Raw genomic sequence first — 17274 nt, forward strand, 5'->3', positions numbered from 1 at the left:
ATGGGCATCTTCGACTCGATCCTCGGCCGGACCAAGCCACCGCAGGCCGACCTCGACGTGCTGTTCGCGGTGCCGCAGGCGGCGCTGTCGCTGCAGACCGCTGGTTTCACCACATCGGGCACCGGCTCGGTGTGCTTCCGCGACGTCGAGGGCGCGGCCGACGACGCGGTGATGGCGGACGCCGAGAAGCTCATCACGACGACCGCCGGCGCCTCGGTGACCCGCACCTCGGACCGGTTCGGGTTCCACTGGCTCACCGTCACGCGTACCGACCAGGACGTGTCCGGGCTCGTCACCGACCTGCACGCCGTCAACAGCTCGCTCGCCGATGCAGGCTTCGGTTCGGCGCTTCTGTGCTCGACGATCGGCTTCGCCACGGCGGACGCCAAGCCCCTCGCGCTGGTCTACCTCTACAAGCGCGGCACCTTCTACCCGTTCGTCCCGCTCGACGGCGAGAAGCGCGACAACGCCCTCGAGCTGCAGATTCGAGGCATCGTCGGCGAGGACGTACCGGTCGAGCCTGATCTGACCAAGTGGCTCGCGATCTGGGGCGCTCCCGGTCTCGGCTGATCGAACCGGGGCATGGCGCCGCGCCCCCGCCGCGATAGGTTGGACGGGTGACGTTCGACACCCTTTCCAGTGACCAGATCCAGGCTCTTCTCGACGAGCAGACCGCGGCGTACGAGACGCTCAAGGCCTCAGGACTCAAGCTCGACCTGACGCGCGGCAAGCCGTCGCCGGCGCAGCTGGACCTGTCCAACGAGCTGCTGTCGATGCCGGGCGCGGACTTCACGGACGCCGCAGGCACCGACACCCGCAACTACGGAGGACTCACCGGGCTGACCGAGCTGCGGGAGATCTTCGCGCCGATCATGCAGGTGCCCGTCGACCAGGTCGTCGCGGGTGACAACGCGAGCCTAGCGATGATGCACGACAACCTCGTGTTCGCGCTGTTCCACGGCGTCGCCGACTCCGAGCAGCCCTGGGGCGTCGAGGAGGCGGTCAAGTTCATCTGCCCCGTGCCCGGCTACGACCGGCACTTCGCCCTGCTCGAGGAGTACGGCATCGAGATGCTGCCGGTCGACCTGCTCGACGACGGGCCGGATGTCGCGGCCGTCCGCGAGCTGGTCAAGGACCCGGCGGTCAAGGGCATGTGGCTCGTCCCGACCTACAGCAACCCGACCGGCGCGGTCGTCAGCGAGGCCGTCGCCGCTGAGCTGGCCGCACTCGAGACCGCCGCCCCGGACTTCCGGATCTTCTGGGACAACGCCTACGCGGTGCACCACCTCACCGAGCAGCACACCAAGACCGCCGACATCCTCGGCCTGTGCTCCGCATCGGGTCATCCCAACCGTCCGGTGATCTTCGCGTCGACGTCCAAGGTCACGTTCGCGGGCTCGGGCGTGTGCTTCCTCGGCAGCTCCGCAGCCAACATCGAGTGGTACCTCAAGCACCTCGGCAAGCGCACGATCGGGCCGGACAAGGTCAACCAGCTGCGCCACGCCCGGTTCCTCAAGAGCGTCGACGGGGTGCACGCCCTCATGGACGGTCATCGCGAGATCCTGGCGCCGAAGTTCCAGGCCGTCGTCGACATCCTCAAGGCACGGCTCGGTGACCACGGCGTCGCGAGCTGGACCGAGCCCAAGGGTGGCTACTTCGTGAGCCTCGACGTCGTCGACGGCACCGCGTCGCGGGTCATCCAGCTCGCCCGCGAGGCCGGCGTCGCCATGACCCCGGCGGGTGCGGCTTTCCCGTACGGCGACGACCCACGTGACCGCAACATCCGCATCGCGCCGTCCTACCCCTCGCCCGAGGAGCTGGCGGCAGCGATCGACGTGCTCGCCACGTGCGTGCTGATCGCCGCGTGCGAGCAAGCCCTCGCCCAGTAGCCACGTGAGGGTCCTGGTCGCGCCGGACGCGTTCGGCGGCACGCTGACGGCTCCGGAGGCGGCGCGCGCGATCGTCGAGGGCTGGCAGCGCCACGCTCCGGCTGACGAGCTCACCATCGCGGCGATGGCCGACGGTGGTCCGGGCTTCGTCGACGTCCTGCATGACGGCATCGGCGGCGAGCTCGCGATCGTGACCGTACGCAGTCCGGTCGGCGGTGACGTGCCGGTGACGGTGCTGCACGCCGACGGCACGGCGTACGTCGAGAGCGCCCAGGCCTGCGGTCTCCACCTCGTCGATCCGCAGGACCCGCTGCACGCGACCACGTACGGCGTCGGCCAGGCCATCGCTGCGGCGCTCGACGCAGGCGCCCGGCGGATCGTCGTGGGTCTCGGCGGCAGCGCGACCAACGACGGGGGAGCGGGCCTGCTCGCTGCCCTGGGCGCCACCGCCGACGTACCACTCGACGCCGGGCCACAGGGCCTGCGTGGCGTCACGGGGGTCGATCTCGCGGCTGCGCGCGCCAGGTTCGACGGCGTCGAGCTGGTCATCGCCGCCGACGTCGACGTGACCCTGCTCGGCATGTTCGGCGCGACCAAGACGTTCGGGCCGCAGAAGGGGCTGAGCGACGACCAGATCATCGCGGTCGACGGCATCCTCGACCGGTTCGTCGATGCCACGTGCGGACCGACTCCCGCCGAGCGGCGGGCGGCGGACGCCAAGGGTGCGGGGGCGGCCGGCGGTCTGGGCTTCGCCCTGATGCTGCTCGGCGGGAGCGTGGTCTCGGGCATCGAGCTCGTCGCCGACGCGGTCGGGCTGACGGCCCGGGCCGGCGCCCACGACCTCGTGGTGACGGGCGAGGGCGCGTACGACTTCTCGTCCCGCGCAGGCAAGGTGGTCTTCGGCGTCGCGGTGGTTGCGGGAGCCGCAGCCCGCCCGTGCATCGTCCTCGCAGGCCAGGTCCTCGTGGGCTCCCGCGAGATGCGAGCCATGGGTGTGGAGAGCGCGTACTCGATGGCGGACCTCGTCGGCATCGACGCCGCCATGGGCGAGCCGTACGCGAGCCTCGCGGCGCTCGCGGAGCGTGTCGCACGTACGTGGTCGCCTCGCGACGAGGAATGACGGCGTACGATGGAATGGAATCGGCACGGAGAAGGTTGACCACCGTGTCGAGACCAAAGACCACGCATGGGAGACCACATGACGATCGAGACTGAGCAGTCCACCGTCGAGACCGCACCCGCCACCGGAGTGACCCTGAGCGACGGCGCGGCCGAGAAGGTCAGCAGCCTGCTGGCCCAGGAAGGCCGTGACGACCTCGCGCTGCGCATCGCGGTGCAGCCCGGCGGCTGCTCCGGCCTGCGCTACCAGCTGTTCTTCGACGAGCGTTCGCTCGACGGCGACCAGATCTTCGAGTTCGGCGGCGTCAACGTCGTGGTCGACCGGATGAGCCTTCCCTACCTCGGTGGCGCGACGATCGACTTCGTCGACACGATCGAGAAGCAGGGCTTCACGATCGACAACCCGATGGCCACGGGCTCCTGCGCCTGCGGCGATTCGTTCCACTAAGACATACGACACACGACGGCCTCCTGCATTGCAGGAGGCCGTTGTCTATTGTGTGGGGGTGCACCTCGCCATCACCGGATCGATCGCCACCGATCACCTCATGACCTTCCCGGGCAAGTTCGCCGATTCACTCGTGCCGGACCAGCTCGACAAGATCTCGTTGTCGTTCCTCGTGGACGACCTCGACGTACGCCGTGGGGGGTGCGCCGCCAACATCTCCTACGCGCTCGCCCGCCTCGGCCACCGAGCCCTGCTCGTCGGCGCCGTCGGCCGCGACTTCGAGGCCGAGTACCGCGGCTGGCTCGACGACGCCGGCGTCGACACCTCCGGGGTCCTGGTGTCGGAGACCCGCCACACCGCCCGGTTCGTGTGCACGACCGACACCGACCTGGCCCAGTTCGCCACGTTCTACGCCGGCGCGATGTCGGAGTCGCGCGACATCGACCTCTTCGCGATCGGCCAGGACTTCGACCTCGTCCTCGTCGGGCCCGACGACCCCGAGGGCATGCTGCGGCACACCCGCGCCTGCCGTGAGCGTGGCGTGCCGTTCGCGGCCGACGTCTCGCAGCAGTTGGCGTTCGCCGAGGGTGACATGATCCGCGACCTCATCGACGGTGCGACCTACCTGTTCAGCAACGACTACGAGGCCGCGCTCATCGAGCAGAAGACCGGTTGGTCGTCGGCCGACGTGCAGGCGCACGTCAAGACGCGCATCGTGACGCGTGGCAAGGCCGGCGTGACGGTCTACCCGGCAGACGGTGACCCGATCGAGGTCAAGGCCATCGAGGGCGTCGTCGCGGTCGATCCGACCGGCGTCGGCGACAGCTTCCGCGCCGGATTCCTGGCTGGGATCGCGGCCGGGCTCGACTTCGAGCGCTCGGCCCAGATCGGCTGCACGATCGCCGCCAGCGTCGTCGAGACCAAGGGCACGCAGGAGTACGAGCTCGAGCGCGAGGGCTTCCTCAAGCGCTTCGGCGCGGCGTACGGCGAGCAGGCTGAGGCCGAGGTCGGCGCCGCGCTGTCGCTCGCGTGACCCGCCCTTCAGACGTACGTTTCACAGAGGCTGACCTCACCGCAGATGGCCGGTCTCGCTCCAGTAAGGTGCTTCACGTGTCATCACGTGACAGTCATGGTTCAGAAAGGCGCCCCGTGGGTCGGATGAAGCTGGCGGTTCTCGCCGTCGCCGCCGTGGTCTTGAGCGGTTGTTCCCCCGTCGATGATTCCGACGTCAAGCGCCTTGCGTTGCCCGTGGAGGCGAGCGACCGCTCGCGCACCATGTGGGACGTCTGGCTCGGCGCCTGGATCGCCGTCCTTGTCGTGTTCCTGCTGGTCTTCGGCCTGATCGTCTACTCGATGATCCGCTACCGCCGCCGCAGCGACGACGAGGTCCCGGTCCAGATCCGCTACAACCTCCCGATCGAGGCGCTCTACACGTTCGCGCCCGTCATCATCGTGGCGGTCTTCTTCTTCCACACCGTCACGTCCCAGAACGAGATGCTCGAGAAGGTCAAGAACCCCGACCACACCGTCGAGGTCGTCGGCAGCAAGTGGCAGTGGGCGTTCAACTACCTCGACGAGAGCGCGACCCAGGGCAAGGACGTCTTCGACATCGGCACGCCCGAGGAGCCCACCGAGCTGTGGCTCCCGGTCGACGAGTCCGTGCGGTTCAACCTCGTGTCTCCCGACGTCATCCACTCCTTCTGGGTCCCCGAGTTCTACTTCAAGATGGACGTCGTGCCCGGCAAGATCAACACGTTCGACATGACACCCACCCGCGAAGGCGTGTTCACCGGACGCTGCGCCGAGCTCTGCGGCCTCTACCACTCGCGCATGATCTTCAAGGTCCACGTGGTGTCCAAGGCCGACTACGAAGCACACCTGGTCAAGCTCGACGAGGCCGGCCAGACAGGCGCGCCCAAGGGCGCAGAGGAAGCGCACACGATCGCGGGCCTGAACGAGAGCGGAGAAGGCTGATGGCCACCACGACAGCAGCATTCGACGACGGTTCCGAGGCGCTTCGCGCTGGAACGCACGAGCGCACCCTCGGCCAGAAGGTCGTCACGGTCCTCACCACGACCGATCACAAGGTGATCGGCAACATGTACCTCTTCACGTCGTTCGCGTTCTTCATCATCGGCGGCATCCTTGCGCTGCTGATCCGCGCCGAGCTCGCCCAGCCCGGCACCCAGATCGTCGACGAAGAGACCTACAACCAGCTCTTCACGATGCACGGCACGATCATGCTGCTGATGTTCGCGACGCCGCTGTTCTTCGGCTTCGGCAATGCCATCATGCCGCTGCAGATCGGTGCCCCCGACGTCGCGTTCCCGCGCCTCAACATGTTCAGCTACTGGCTTTACCTGTTCGGCTCGACGATCGTCGTTTCCGGCTTCTTCGTGCCCGGTGGTGCGGCGAGCTTCGGCTGGTTCGCCTATGCGCCCTTGAGCGATGCGGTCAACTCGCCAGGCATCGGTGGTGACCTCTGGGTGATGGGCCTGTGGATGTCGGGCCTCGGCACGATCCTTGGCGCGGTCAACTTCATCACGACGATCTTCACGATGCGCGCACCCGGACTCACGATGTTCCGCATGCCGATCTTCGTGTGGAACACGCTCGTCACGAGCCTGCTCGTCATCATCGCGTTCCCGATCTTCGCCGCGGCACTGCTGTCGCTCGAGGCGGACCGCCGCCTCGGCGCGCACGTCTTCGACGCCGCCAACGGTGGACCGATCCTGTGGCAGCACCTGTTCTGGTTCTTCGGGCATCCAGAGGTCTACATCATCGCGTTGCCGTTCTTCGGCATCATCACCGAAATCCTGCCGGTCTTCTCCCGCAAGCCGATCTTCGGCTACATGGGCCTGGTCGGCGCGACCCTGATGATCGCAGCCCTGTCTGTCGCGGTCTGGGCGCACCACATGTTCGTGACCGGTTCGGTCGACCTGGCGTTCTTCTCGTTCATGACGTTCCTGATCGCGGTGCCGACCGGAGTCAAGTTCTTCAACTGGATCGGCACGTTGTGGGGGGGATCTCTGTCCTTCGACACCCCGCTGATCTTCTCGCTCGGATTCCTCACGACGTTCCTCTTCGGTGGCTTGACCGGCGTCATCCTGGCCTCGCCGACGCTCGACTTCCAGCTGTCCGACAGCTACTTCGTCGTCGCGCACTTCCACTACGTCGTCTTCGGCACCGTGGTGTTCGCGATGTTCGCCGGCTTCTACTTCTGGTGGCCCAAGCTCACGGGCCGCATGCTCGACGAGAAGCTCGGCAAGATCCACTTCTGGCTGCTGTTCATCGGGTTCCACATGACGTTCCTGGTGCAGCACTGGCTCGGCGTCGAGGGCTTCCCCCGCCGCTACGCCGACTACAGCCCGACCGATGGCTTCACGACGCTCAACGAGATCTCGTCGATCGGCGCGTTCCTGCTGGGCGCATCGACCCTGCCGTTCTTCTACAACGTGTGGAAGTCGCGCAAGGGCCCGCTCGTCGGGCTCGACGACCCGTGGGGCTGGGGCCGCTCACTCGAGTGGGCCACGTCATCGCCTCCGCCGCGTCACAACTTCACCTCGCTGCCGCGCATCCGCTCCGAGAGCCCGGCGTTCGACCTGCATCACCCCGAGATCGCACGCCTGGAGCTGTTGGAGAACCCGGGGGAGACCTCACCGATCGCCGACGCACCCGATGTCGACGGCAAGGCGCAGGCGGCACAAGACGACACCGACGGCAAGGACGGTCACTGATCCATGAAGGCCGAGTACTGGACCATCATCGCGTGCGGGATCTTCTTCGCGATCGTCGCGCCCGTCTACTGGGTTCTCACGCACGACTACACCGGCACGTCAGCACTGACCATGACGTTCCTGCTGACCGCGCTGCTGGGCTTCTACCTCGGCGTGGTGGCCAAGCAGATCCCCGACCGGCCTGAGGACCGCAGCGACGGCGAGGTCGCCGACGGCGCCGGCGAGCAGGGCTTCTTCCCGCCCTACAGCTGGTGGCCGCTGTTCTGCGCCTCTGCCCTCGCGATCGTCGTCCTCGGCGTCGTCATCGGTTGGTGGCTGTTCATCATCGGCGCTGGCCTGCTGTCGGTCGCTGCGATCGGCTGGATCTTCGAGTACTACCGCGGCATCCACGCACACTGACGCGTGCTGCCGGGGCGCCGCGCGTCCGAGATGCTGAGCGGGCACCATCTAGAATGTCCTGGTGAGGGATCTTCGTCTGCCGGCCGCGCTCGTGTGCGCGGCTCTTGTGAGTCTGTCCGCCTGCACCGCCGACGGGGTCAAGGACGCCGTCACGCCTGACAAGCCCAAGGATCCGATCACGCTGTCGGCCAACGTCGCACAGAAGGCGACCGGCGTCCGGGTCGACACGATCGTCGCGGTCAAGGCGGCACACGGATCCATCACGAGCGCGGCCCTGGCCAGCGACGACGGCAAGTCCACGGTCAAGGGTCGGGTCGCCGGGGACTCGTGGCTGGCGAGCGAGCGGCTCGAGCCCGGCACGGCCTACACGCTGCAGGTCAAGGGCACCGGCGAGGACGGCAAGCCCAAGCGCATCATCCGGCACTTCACGACCCAGTCCCTGACGCTCGCCCAGCAGACCTATCCGTCGGTGGCACCCCTCCAGGGCGAGACAGTCGGGGTCGGCATGCCCGTCATCGTGACGTTCGACGTGCCCGTCAGGAATCGTGCACTCTTCGAGCGCAACATGAGTGTCAGGTCGACTCCCGCGGTCGAGGGGTCCTGGACCTGGTTCTCCGACCGCGAGGCGCACTTCCGTCCGCGGACCTTCTGGCCGGCTCACGCCAAGATCACGATCAACCTGCGGCTCAATGGCCTGCCCGCTGGTGCTGGCATCTATGGCCAGCAGGACCAGCTCATCGACTTCCGCACCGGCAGCAAGCGGGTCAGCATCGTCGACGTCGCGAAGCACCAGCTGAAGTACACGGTCGACGGCAAGGTCGACAAGACCATCCCGGTGTCGACGGGCGACAACGCGCACCGCACCCGCGAAGGCACCAAGGTCATCATGGAGAAGTTCTCCTCGATCGACATGGACGCTGCCACGACGGGCGTCGACTCCGAGGATCCCGGCTACTACAACATCTCGGACGTGCGGTGGGCGATGCGGCTCACCAACTCGGGGGAGTTCCTCCACGCTGCGCCCTGGTCCGTCGGGTCGCAGGGCCGGGCCAACGTGAGCCATGGCTGCACCGGCATGAGCACGGCCAACGCGAGCTGGCTCTACCACCACTCGCGCCGCGGCGACGTCGTGCGCTACATCCACAGCCCGCGGCCGCTCGAGGCCCGCAACGGCTGGACCGACTGGAACGTCTCCTGGTCGGCCTGGCTCAGGGGCTCTGCGCTCCACCGGGCCTGACCGCCCGCCCCGGCCAACGACGAAGCCCCCGCCAGCATCGCTGACGGGGGCTCTCGGTCGTACGTGCGGGTCAGTGCACCCGGGGGACACCGGTCTCGGACACACCCTGGAACTCGTCGCCGAGCTCGACGGGGTGACCGTCATGATCGCGGAGGTGCTCCTCGGCATGGTGGACATCCTCGACGGTGGGCTTGTCGACCGAGCCGTCGTAGTAGATCTCCCGGGCCTTGGCGCGCAGCTTGGCCATGCGGCTGTGCGGCGCAGCGACACCGTTGTGGTCGGTCTCCGGAGGAGCCTCCAGCACGGGCAACCGGTCGTGGTTGGTCAGCGAGTACTGCGAACCGACCGGCAGGGGAGCGTGACGCTCGGTGAAGCCGCCGTCAGGCGACCGCTCGATGACGCCGGTCTCGTAGCCGTGCAGGATGCGGTTGGCGTCGGCCCGCTGCAGACCGATGCAGATCCGCTTGGTGATCATGAAGGTCACGACCGGCAGGACGAACAGCCCGATGCGGCAGAACCACGTGATCGCGTTGAGACTCAGGTGGAACTTGGTCGCGATGATGTCGTTGCCGCCACCGATCCAGAGCACACCGTACGCCGTCATCGCGGCGACGATGAACGCCGTGCGGAACGGCGCGTTGCGCGGGCGCTCGAGCAGGTGGTGCTCGCGCTTGTCGCCCGTGATCCACTGCTCGACGAACGGCCAGGCAGCGCCGACGCCGAGGAAGAGGCCCGGCAGGATCGCCGCGGGGATGAAGACGTTCCAGCTCCAGGTGTAGTTGAAGAACGTGCTCTCCCAGTTGGGCATGATGCGCACCGCGCCCTCGACGAAGCCCATGTACCAGTCAGGCTGCGAGCCCGCGGTGACCTCTGAGGGGTTGTAGGGGCCGTAGGCCCAGATCGGGTTGATCTGCAGCACGGCGCCCATCAGGGCGGTGAAACCGAACACGACGAAGAAGAACCCGCCGGCCTTGGCTGCGTAGACCGGGAGCATCGGGTAGCCGACGACGTTCTTCTCGGTGCGTCCGGGACCGCCCCACTGCGTGTGCTTGTGGTAGACGAGCAGGATCATGTGCGCCCCGATGAGCGCGAGCAGCAGCGCCGGGATCAGCAGGATGTGCACCATGTAGAGACGCGGGATGATCACGTCGCCCGGGAACTCCCCGCCGAAGATGAAGTACTCGAGATAGGACCCCACGATCGGGATCGACCTCAGCAGGCCGTCGACGAAGCGGAGACCGGTGCCCGACAGCAGGTCGTCGGGCAGCGAGTAGCCCGCGAAGCCCTCGACCAGGCCGAGGACCATCAGGCCGATGCCGATGAGCCAGTTGATCTCGCGCGGCTTGCGATAGGCGCCGGTGAACATGACGCGCAACATGTGCACGATCATGGCCGCGACGAACAGCGCGGCCGCCCAGTGGTGGATCTGCCGGATGAGCAGGCCGCCACGGACGTCGAAGGAGATGTCGAGCGTCGACGCGTACGCGTGGGACATCTCGAGACCGTTGAGCGGCGTGTAGGAGCCGTTGTAGGTCGTCTCGGCCATGCTCGGCTGGAACCAGAACGTCAGGAACGTCCCGGTCAGGAGCAGGACGACAAAGCTCCACAGGGCGATCTCGCCGAGCATGAACGACCAGTGCTCGGGGAAGACCTTGCGGAGCAGGTGCGACCGCTTGCTGGCGCCCGCGAGGCCGAGACGGTCATCCAGCCATCCGACCGGGCCGGCCGCCTTCTTGCCGAACGCGGTGTCCTCGATGTTGGTGTGCTCGTCGACGGTGCTCATGACTTATCATCCAACCTCTTCTGGTCACGGGCCAGCTCTGGGTAGCTGGGACCGACGACCTCCGGGAAGTCGCTCACCGCGATGAGATAGCCCTCGGAGTCGAGTGCCAGCGGCAGCTGGGGGAGCGGACGGTGTGCCGGCCCGAAGACGACCTTGCCGTTGTCGGCCAGGTCGAACGTCGACTGGTGGCACGGGCACAGCAGGTGATGCGTCTGCTGCTCCCACAGGCTGATCGGGCAACCCACGTGGGTGCAGATCTTGGAGTAGCAGAGGATGCCGTCGATGCCCCAGTTCTCACGGCCCTTGGCGGGCGTGATGGCCTCGGGCTTCATGCGCACGACGATGACGGCGGCCTTGGACTTCTCCTGCAGCAGCTCGGTGCCGTGGAGCACCGCTTCGCCGTCCTTGTCCTTCTCGTACATGATCGCGGGCTCGGCGTTGACGAGCTGGCCGACCTGGAGGTCGGACGGCTTGATCGGCGTGCCGGCGACGTCGTTGACGACGCGCATGCCCTTCTTCCACACGGTGTTCTTGTGGCCGTAGGGCAGCGGACCCATGTCGCGCAGCATGATCACCGTGGGCAGCGCCAGGAAGCTCATCGAGAGGAACAGCGATCGGCGGATCAGCGGGCGGCGGCCGAAGCCCGACTCGTTGATGCCGGCATTGAGGTCCTCGAGGGTCGCAGCGCGATCCTCGGCGGTCGAGGCAGCGGGGTGGCGCAGCTCGACCATCTCGTCGTCGCCCATGAGCTTCTTGGCCCACTGGATGATCCCGACGCCCATCAGCAGCAGCGCGCCACCGAGGGTCGCGCCGAGCGTGAAGTTCATGGCCGACCAGCCCAGGAACGTCTGGTCCTTGTCGATCGCGACGTAGGCGACGCAGAAGCCGATCAGCAGCAGCGATGCCAGGGTGAACATGCCGGTGATCTGTCGCTCGGCGCGCAGCTCCTGCGCCGGGTCGACGTCGGTCGGCCGGTGCTGGTGCGCCGGCAGTCCCGGGTCCTTGACCGGCTCGGCGTCGGTCAGCTGATCCAGCTCGTCGCTCATTTCTTCTTCACTCTCGCTCCGTGCGCACCGATCCAGACGGCCGCGATCAACAGGCCGCCGATGCCGACGAGCCAGGTGATGAGTCCTTCGGACACCGGTCCGAGGCCGCCACCGGCGACGCCGCCGTAGTTGGGCTGGTTCTGCACCTGCTTGATGTAGGCGATGATGTTGCTCTTGTCCTCAGGCGTGATGACGTCGTCGGAGAACACCGGCATCTGCTGCGGGCCGGTCATCATGGCCTCGGCGATGTGCTTGGCGCTGACCCCGTCGAGCTTGGGGGCGTACTTGCCGCCGGGCAGGGCGCCACCGGCGCCGACCGAGTTGTGGCAGGCCGTGCAGTTGGTGCGGAAGAACTCGCCACCCTCGCGGATCTGCTCGATCGTCTTGCCGGAGATGTCGGTGTACTCGTCGTCCGGGATGGCCGGTCCGGCGCCCAGCGTGGCGATGTAGGCAGCGAGCTGCTTGGTCTCCTCGGCGGTGTACTCGGGGTCCTTGGCCGGAGCCTGGGGTGCCGACTGGGCCATGGGCATACGACCGGTGCCGACCTGGAAGTCGACGGCGGCAGCGCCGACGCCGATCAGGGACGGCCCGTAGTTGCCGCCGCGCTTGGTCTCGATGCCGCTGGCGTTCTTGCCGTGGCAGCTGGCGCAGCCGACGAGGAACAGCTTGCGACCGGCGTCGACATCATTCTGGGATGCGGTCTCGGCGGCACTCGCGGGCTGGAACCTGACAGCTGAGTAGACCCCTCCGACAACGCCGAGCGCCAAGAGCAGAACGACGATGCCGGCAAGTGGATGCCGGCGTCTGGTGGACAGTTTCCGCACCGAGAACCTCATTCCTTGAAGTGCTGCTGAGAATACCTTCGGGCGGTGACCCGACATGCAGTGAGGGGAGCCTTATTTGATGAGGTAGATCGTGGCGAACAGCCCGACCCACACCACGTCCACGAAGTGCCAGTAGTAGGACACGACGATCGCCGAGATCGCCTGCTCGTGCGTGAACTTGCGGGCCGCGAACGTACGGCCGATGACCAGCAGGAACGCGATGAGGCCGCCGACGACGTGAAGTCCGTGGAACCCGGTGGCGAGGTAGAACATGCTGCCGTAGGGCGAGCTGGAGATCGTGACGTGCTCGGTGACCAGGTTGGCGTACTCCGTGGCCTGGCCGGCGATGAAGATCGCGCCCATGAGGTAGGTGAGGACGAACCACTCACGCATGCCCCACAGCTTGATCTGGGAGAGCTTGCCGCTGCGTCCCGGCTTGCCGCGCTCGGCGGCGAACACGCCGAACTGGCAGGCGACCGACGACAGCACGAGGATCGTGGTGTTGACCGCGGCGAACGGGACGTCGAGCTTGGCCGTCTCCTGGCTCCACAGGTTGGGGGAGATGTTGCGGATCGTGAAGTAGGCCGCGAACAGGCCGGCGAAGAACATGAGCTCGCTGGAGAGCCACACGATGGTCCCCACCGTCACCATCGACGGACGGCCTTCCTGGCCATGGAGTCGGGAAGCAGGAATCACGGATGTAGTCGCCACGCGATCATTATGTACGATCGACCCGTGAGCGAGCACAAGCCCCTACGTGTCCTGGTCTACAGCGACGATCGTGACGTCCGCGCTGCCGTGCTGGCAGCCCTCGGAGCTCGCCCGCATCCGGACCTCCCGCCCTTCGAGTACGTGGAGTGCGCGACCGAGCCGGTCGTCTTCCAGCACCTCGACGAGGGCAAGATCGACCTGGTGATCCTCGACGGCGAGGCCGTGCCCGCCGGTGGCCTGGGCATCGCCCGCCAGATGAAGGACGAGATCTACCAGGCGCCACCCGTGCTGGTCCTCACCGGACGTCCGCAGGACGCCTGGCTCGCCACCTGGTCGCGCGCCGAGGCAGCGGTGCCCCACCCGATCGAGCCGATCCGCCTGGCCGAGGTCGTCATCGACCTGGCCCGCGGTGTGCTCCAACCCGGCTGACCTCATGTCGACGACATGGCCTGAGGTGCTCTCCGCGCTCGTGGCCAGGCAGGACCTCGACGCCGCCTCGGCGACCTGGGCGATGGAGGAGATCCTCTCCGGCAACGCGACCCCCGCGCAGATCGCGGGATTCGCCGTCGCCCTGCGCGCCAAGGGCGAGACCCTCGCCGAGGTGCAGGGCCTCGTCGACGCGATGTACCGCCACGCAGTGCCGTTCTCGGTCGAGGGGCGGGTGGTCGACATCGTCGGCACCGGCGGTGACCTCGCCAAGACCGTCAACATCTCGACGATGTCGGCGGTCATCATCGCGGGCGCGGGTGTCCCGGTGGTCAAGCACGGCAACCGCGCGGCGTCCAGCGCGAGCGGCGCCGCTGACGTGCTCGAGGAGCTCGGCGTACGTCTGGACGTGCCGCCGACCCGTCTGGGTGAGGTGCTCGACTCCGTCGGGATCACGTTCTGCTTCGCACCGGTGTTCCACGCGTCCTACCGCTTCACGGCGGTGCCGCGACGCGAGCTCGGCATCCCGACGACGTTCAACTTCCTCGGCCCGTTGGTCAACCCGGCCAAGCCGGCGGCCTCGGCCGTCGGGGTGGCTGATGCCCGCATGGGGCCGATCATGGCCGGTGTCCTGGGCGCGCGCGGCGCCGATGCCTTCGTGTTCCGCGGCGACGACGGGCTCGACGAGATCACCACGAGCACGACGTCGCGCGTGTGGATCGCCGACGGCGCCACGGGCGAGGTCACCGAGGACGTGATCGACCCTCGCGCGCTGGGCTTGGACTACGCGCCGGTGTCCGAGCTGACCGGCGGAGACCCGGCGTTCAATGCCAAGGTCTTCGAACGCGTGCTGGGCGGCGAGCAGTCGGCCGTACGCACGGCGGTGCTGCTCAACGCCGGCGCCGCGATCGCGGCGCACGAGGCCGCGACGGGCGATCTGGAGACCAGGCTGCGGGCGGGCATCGAGCGGGCGAGGGAGTCGATCGACACCGGCGCCGCCGCGAAGGTGCTGGAGAACTGGGCGAGGACGACGCAGACGCTGGTCTGACTAGAGCCCGATGGAGAAGGCTTCCTCGAGGTCGTGCTGGCTGAACGTCTGGAACGCGATCTGGGTCTGGGTCGACAGCACGCCGTCGACCTTGTTGAGCTGGTCGGCGACCACCGACGAGACGTCGTCGACCTGACGCACGCGGACCATCGCCAGCAGGTCGAGGTCGCCGGTGACGGAGTAGACCTCGCTGACGCCGTCGATGTCGGCGATCTGCTCGGCGATCTCGGACAGCCGCGAGACCTCGGCCTGGATGAAGACGATTGCGGTGATCACGCTCTGCACACTATCCCGGCCGCTGGAGCCCTTGCCACGACGCGCTGGCGTCCTCGAACGGCGAGAGGTGCCGGGCGGCGCCACCCAAGGGGGTGTGCCACGAGCCGCGCACCATCCGGAGGCCGGGGGAGGCGAGCCAGCGCAACAGGGTCTCGGTCTCCTCGGCGGTGGCCGCCGGGATCGGTCCGAAGCCGGGCTCGACCGACTCGGCCGTGGCCAGGAGCGCGTCGACCCAGCCGATCGGGTGCGTGCCGCGGGGCATGACCCCCGCGGCAGCCAGCCGGCCGAATCGAATGACATGGATCTCCCAGCCCTCGGGATGCGGTGACGCGGCGACGAGCTCCTCGGTGGCGGTCAGCTCTCGCAGGCGTTGGGTGCGTGCCACGGCCCGGAGGAACCCCGTGAGGCGGTCGCGCCAGATCGCCGCGTCCTCGAACCGCTCGGTGCGCGCGAGGTCGAGCATGCGGGCGCGGATCGCGGTGACGAGATCCTCGGGATCTCCGGTCATGGCCTTGCGCACGTGGGAGACCTCGGCGGAGTAGGTCTCGAGGTCGACCGAGCCGTCGCAGGGGGACAGGCAGTGCCCCATCTCGGCGAGAGCACATGGCGAGATGCGGGACTTCTTGGCGAGCTTGGTCGTGCACTGGCGGATGCGGAACGAGTCGTGCAGGGCCGTGAGCGCGCCCTCGGCTGCCGCCCGGCCGCGGAACGGCCCGATGTAGTCGGCGTCGTCGTCGAGGATCTTGCGGACGATCGACAGCCGCGGCCAAGGTTCGCGCGTCAGCTTGAGCCAGCTGAGCCGTTCGGGGAAGCGGGACCTCCGGTTGTAGGGCGGCCGGTGCCTGCCGATGAGGCGCAGCTCGCGGACCTGTGCCTCGAGCGCCGTCGCGCAGACGATGCCCTCGATGCGCTGGGCGAGCATGACCATCTCACCCATGCGGGTGCGGGTCTCGGCCTTGGTGAAGTAGGACCGGGTGCGGACGCGCAGGTTGCGGGACGTGCCGACGTAGAGGATCTCGTCGCGGGCGTCGCGGAAGAGATAGACCCCTGGCGCGTCGGGCAGGTGCTCGGCGAGATGCCGCTTGCGTCGCTGCTCGGGCTTGACCTTGGCGGTGTAGGTCGACACCTCCTCGAGCGTCGTGACGCCCAGCGGACCGAGGCGCTCGAACAGCCCGTGCAGGACGTCGACGGTGGCTCGCGCGTCGGAGAGGGCGCGGTGGTTGGGCGTCGTCGTGGCGTGGAACTTGGCCGCCAACGTCGCGAGCTTGCAGTTGGGCACCTCCTCGCGCGTCAGGACCCGTCTCGCGAGGGTCGCCGTGTCGAGGGTCTCGAAGCCCGGCCACGGGATGCCGAGCTCACGGCTGAAGTGCTTGAGGAAGCCGACGTCGAACGGGGCGTTGTGGGCCACCAGCACGCTGCCGCGGGCGAACTCCAGGAAGCTCGGCAGTACCTCGGCGATGCGCGGCGCACCGATGACCATCTGGTTGGTGATGCCGGTCAGGACCGTGATGTAGGCGGGGATCAGCTCGTCGGGATTGACCAGGCTCTGGAACTCGCCGACAACCTCGCCACCACGGATCTTGACCGCGCCGACCTCGGTGATCTTGGAACCCTTGGCGGCCGAGCCGCCGGTCGTCTCGAGGTCGACGACGCAGAACGTGGTGTCGGCCAGCGGCCGTCCGAGCTCGTCGAATGAACCTTGAACTACCTCCATGTGGTTCACCGTAGGTGGGGGTGCCGACAGACTCGCGGATCCTGCAACGCGCGGCGTTTTTGTCCGGACCGGCTCCTAGCGTCGTAGATGTCCCGAACGGCGGGGCGTTTGTCACCAGCAGGAGGTGCAGGCATGACTGAGATTTCCCCCACCGACTCCGTGGTCGTCGATTGCGACCGGTGTCTCGTACGCAGCCCCAGTGCATGCGGCGACTGCATCGTCACGGTGCTGCTCGGCGCGCCCCCGGCAGGGATCGAGATCGATGCCGAGGAGATGGCGGCCCTCGGAGTGCTCGCCGATGCCGGCCTGACGCCGCCTCTCCGGCTTGTGACGCCCGTCACGGGCCCCGAGACACAAGCTGGTTGAGAGTTGAACTGACCTCATCCGCCCCCTACAGTGGTGGCTTGTGTGACCGGTGAACGCCGTCCCCCCCGGGCGGCGTCGGGCGCACCGCCGAATTGCCACAGTCATGGGGAAGATGTCTGAGGCGAACCGGGGACCCATGTGTGTGGGGTGAATCGGAACGGACTGGTCTGTCACAGGACTGGCACGGACCGTAGGGCAGACCTTGGCCCGAACCCGTCAGCTCACCCGGTAGGCGTCGAGGCAACATAGGA

18 protein-coding genes and 1 riboswitch are annotated in these 17274 nt (G+C 67.7%); of the genes, 12 read left to right on the forward strand and 6 right to left on the reverse strand.

The features are described 5' to 3' along the window. The 9 genes from pspAB (at nucleotide 1) to ASC61_RS15125 (ending at nucleotide 8829) form a co-directional block, all read left to right on the forward strand. Complete coding sequence (gene pspAB / locus ASC61_RS15085; protein WP_056213248.1) at nucleotides 1-570, forward strand: PspA-associated protein PspAB; 570 nt, start codon at nucleotides 1-3, stop codon at nucleotides 568-570. Nucleotides 571-617: 47 nt separating this feature from the next. After that, nucleotides 618-1889, forward strand: coding sequence for an aminotransferase class I/II-fold pyridoxal phosphate-dependent enzyme (locus ASC61_RS15090; RefSeq protein ID WP_056213250.1), 1272 nt, complete (start codon nucleotides 618-620; stop codon nucleotides 1887-1889). 4 nt (nucleotides 1890-1893) lie between these two features. Next, the gene (locus ASC61_RS15095; protein WP_056213252.1) at nucleotides 1894-3009 is read left to right on the forward strand and encodes a glycerate kinase family protein; all 1116 of its coding nucleotides are present in this window, start codon (nucleotides 1894-1896) and stop codon (nucleotides 3007-3009) included. Between the two features lie 78 nt (nucleotides 3010-3087). After that, nucleotides 3088-3456, forward strand: coding sequence for a HesB/IscA family protein (locus ASC61_RS15100; RefSeq protein ID WP_056215755.1), 369 nt, complete (start codon nucleotides 3088-3090; stop codon nucleotides 3454-3456). 58 nt (nucleotides 3457-3514) lie between these two features. Continuing rightward, the gene (locus tag ASC61_RS15105; RefSeq protein WP_056213254.1) at nucleotides 3515-4489 is read left to right on the forward strand and encodes a carbohydrate kinase family protein; all 975 of its coding nucleotides are present in this window, start codon (nucleotides 3515-3517) and stop codon (nucleotides 4487-4489) included. Between the two features lie 125 nt (nucleotides 4490-4614). Beyond that, nucleotides 4615-5430: an aa3-type cytochrome oxidase subunit II gene (gene ctaC / locus ASC61_RS15110; protein ID WP_056213257.1), complete on the forward strand. Its 816-nt coding sequence runs from the start codon at nucleotides 4615-4617 to the stop codon at nucleotides 5428-5430. Continuing rightward, entirely contained in the window at nucleotides 5430-7193 is a 1764-nt protein-coding gene (gene ctaD / locus ASC61_RS15115; protein ID WP_056213259.1) for an aa3-type cytochrome oxidase subunit I, read from the forward strand. The genes ctaC and ctaD overlap by 1 nt, the downstream gene beginning before the upstream one ends. A 3-nt stretch (nucleotides 7194-7196) precedes the next feature. Beyond that, entirely contained in the window at nucleotides 7197-7592 is a 396-nt protein-coding gene (locus ASC61_RS15120; protein WP_056213261.1) for a cytochrome c oxidase subunit 4, read from the forward strand. A gap of 61 nt (nucleotides 7593-7653) precedes the next feature. After that, nucleotides 7654-8829, forward strand: coding sequence for a L,D-transpeptidase (locus ASC61_RS15125; protein ID WP_235503566.1), 1176 nt, complete (start codon nucleotides 7654-7656; stop codon nucleotides 8827-8829). A 70-nt stretch (nucleotides 8830-8899) separates the two neighbouring features. Here ASC61_RS15125 and qcrB read toward each other — a convergent pair whose 3' ends face one another. The 4 genes from qcrB to ctaE all read right to left on the reverse strand — a co-directional run bounded on the left by qcrB (nucleotide 8900) and on the right by ctaE (nucleotide 13229). Continuing rightward, on the reverse strand, nucleotides 8900-10612 hold the full coding sequence (qcrB, locus tag ASC61_RS15130; protein ID WP_056213263.1) for a cytochrome bc1 complex cytochrome b subunit: 1713 nt from the start codon (nucleotides 10610-10612) through the stop codon (nucleotides 8900-8902). After that, a complete protein-coding gene (gene qcrA, locus ASC61_RS15135; protein WP_056213265.1) occupies nucleotides 10609-11658 on the reverse strand; it encodes a cytochrome bc1 complex Rieske iron-sulfur subunit in 1050 nt (349 codons plus the stop codon). Before qcrA ends, qcrB begins: the two co-directional genes overlap by 4 nt. Further along, nucleotides 11655-12482: a cytochrome bc1 complex diheme cytochrome c subunit gene (gene qcrC / locus ASC61_RS15140; RefSeq protein WP_082530695.1), complete on the reverse strand. Its 828-nt coding sequence runs from the start codon at nucleotides 12480-12482 to the stop codon at nucleotides 11655-11657. Before qcrC ends, qcrA begins: the two co-directional genes overlap by 4 nt. A 72-nt stretch (nucleotides 12483-12554) precedes the next feature. After that, nucleotides 12555-13229, reverse strand: a complete 675-nt coding sequence (gene ctaE, locus ASC61_RS15145) for an aa3-type cytochrome oxidase subunit III (RefSeq protein ID WP_442854212.1) — start codon at nucleotides 13227-13229, stop codon at nucleotides 12555-12557. Between ctaE and ASC61_RS15150 the strand changes: the two genes are divergently transcribed. Continuing rightward, complete coding sequence (locus ASC61_RS15150) at nucleotides 13218-13622, forward strand: Rv3143 family two-component system response regulator (RefSeq protein WP_056215760.1); 405 nt, start codon at nucleotides 13218-13220, stop codon at nucleotides 13620-13622. The genes ctaE and ASC61_RS15150 overlap by 12 nt on opposite strands. A 4-nt stretch (nucleotides 13623-13626) precedes the next feature. Further along, the gene (trpD, locus tag ASC61_RS15155; RefSeq protein WP_056215763.1) at nucleotides 13627-14667 is read left to right on the forward strand and encodes an anthranilate phosphoribosyltransferase; all 1041 of its coding nucleotides are present in this window, start codon (nucleotides 13627-13629) and stop codon (nucleotides 14665-14667) included. Here trpD and ASC61_RS15160 read toward each other — a convergent pair whose 3' ends face one another. Together ASC61_RS15160 and ASC61_RS15165 are read right to left on the reverse strand one after the other, a co-directional pair. After that, nucleotides 14668-14943: an Lrp/AsnC family transcriptional regulator gene (locus ASC61_RS15160; protein ID WP_056215766.1), complete on the reverse strand. Its 276-nt coding sequence runs from the start codon at nucleotides 14941-14943 to the stop codon at nucleotides 14668-14670. Nucleotides 14944-14953: 10 nt separating this feature from the next. Further along, nucleotides 14954-16657 carry a DEDD exonuclease domain-containing protein gene (locus tag ASC61_RS15165; protein WP_056215769.1) on the reverse strand — a complete coding sequence of 568 codons (1704 nt, stop codon included), beginning with the start codon at nucleotides 16655-16657 and terminating at the stop codon, nucleotides 14954-14956. A 132-nt stretch (nucleotides 16658-16789) separates the two neighbouring features. On the opposite strand from ASC61_RS15165, the gene ASC61_RS15170 reads away from it, so the two are divergent. Further along, nucleotides 16790-17023 carry a hypothetical protein gene (locus tag ASC61_RS15170; protein WP_056213271.1) on the forward strand — a complete coding sequence of 78 codons (234 nt, stop codon included), beginning with the start codon at nucleotides 16790-16792 and terminating at the stop codon, nucleotides 17021-17023. 75 nt (nucleotides 17024-17098) lie between these two features. Continuing rightward, nucleotides 17099-17273, forward strand: a riboswitch (cyclic di-AMP (ydaO/yuaA leader). The last annotated feature ends 1 nt before the right edge of the window (nucleotide 17274 follow it).

Origin of the sequence: Aeromicrobium sp. Root344 (genome assembly GCF_001425755.1) — a bacterium.
GTDB lineage: Bacteria > Actinomycetota > Actinomycetes > Propionibacteriales > Nocardioidaceae > Aeromicrobium.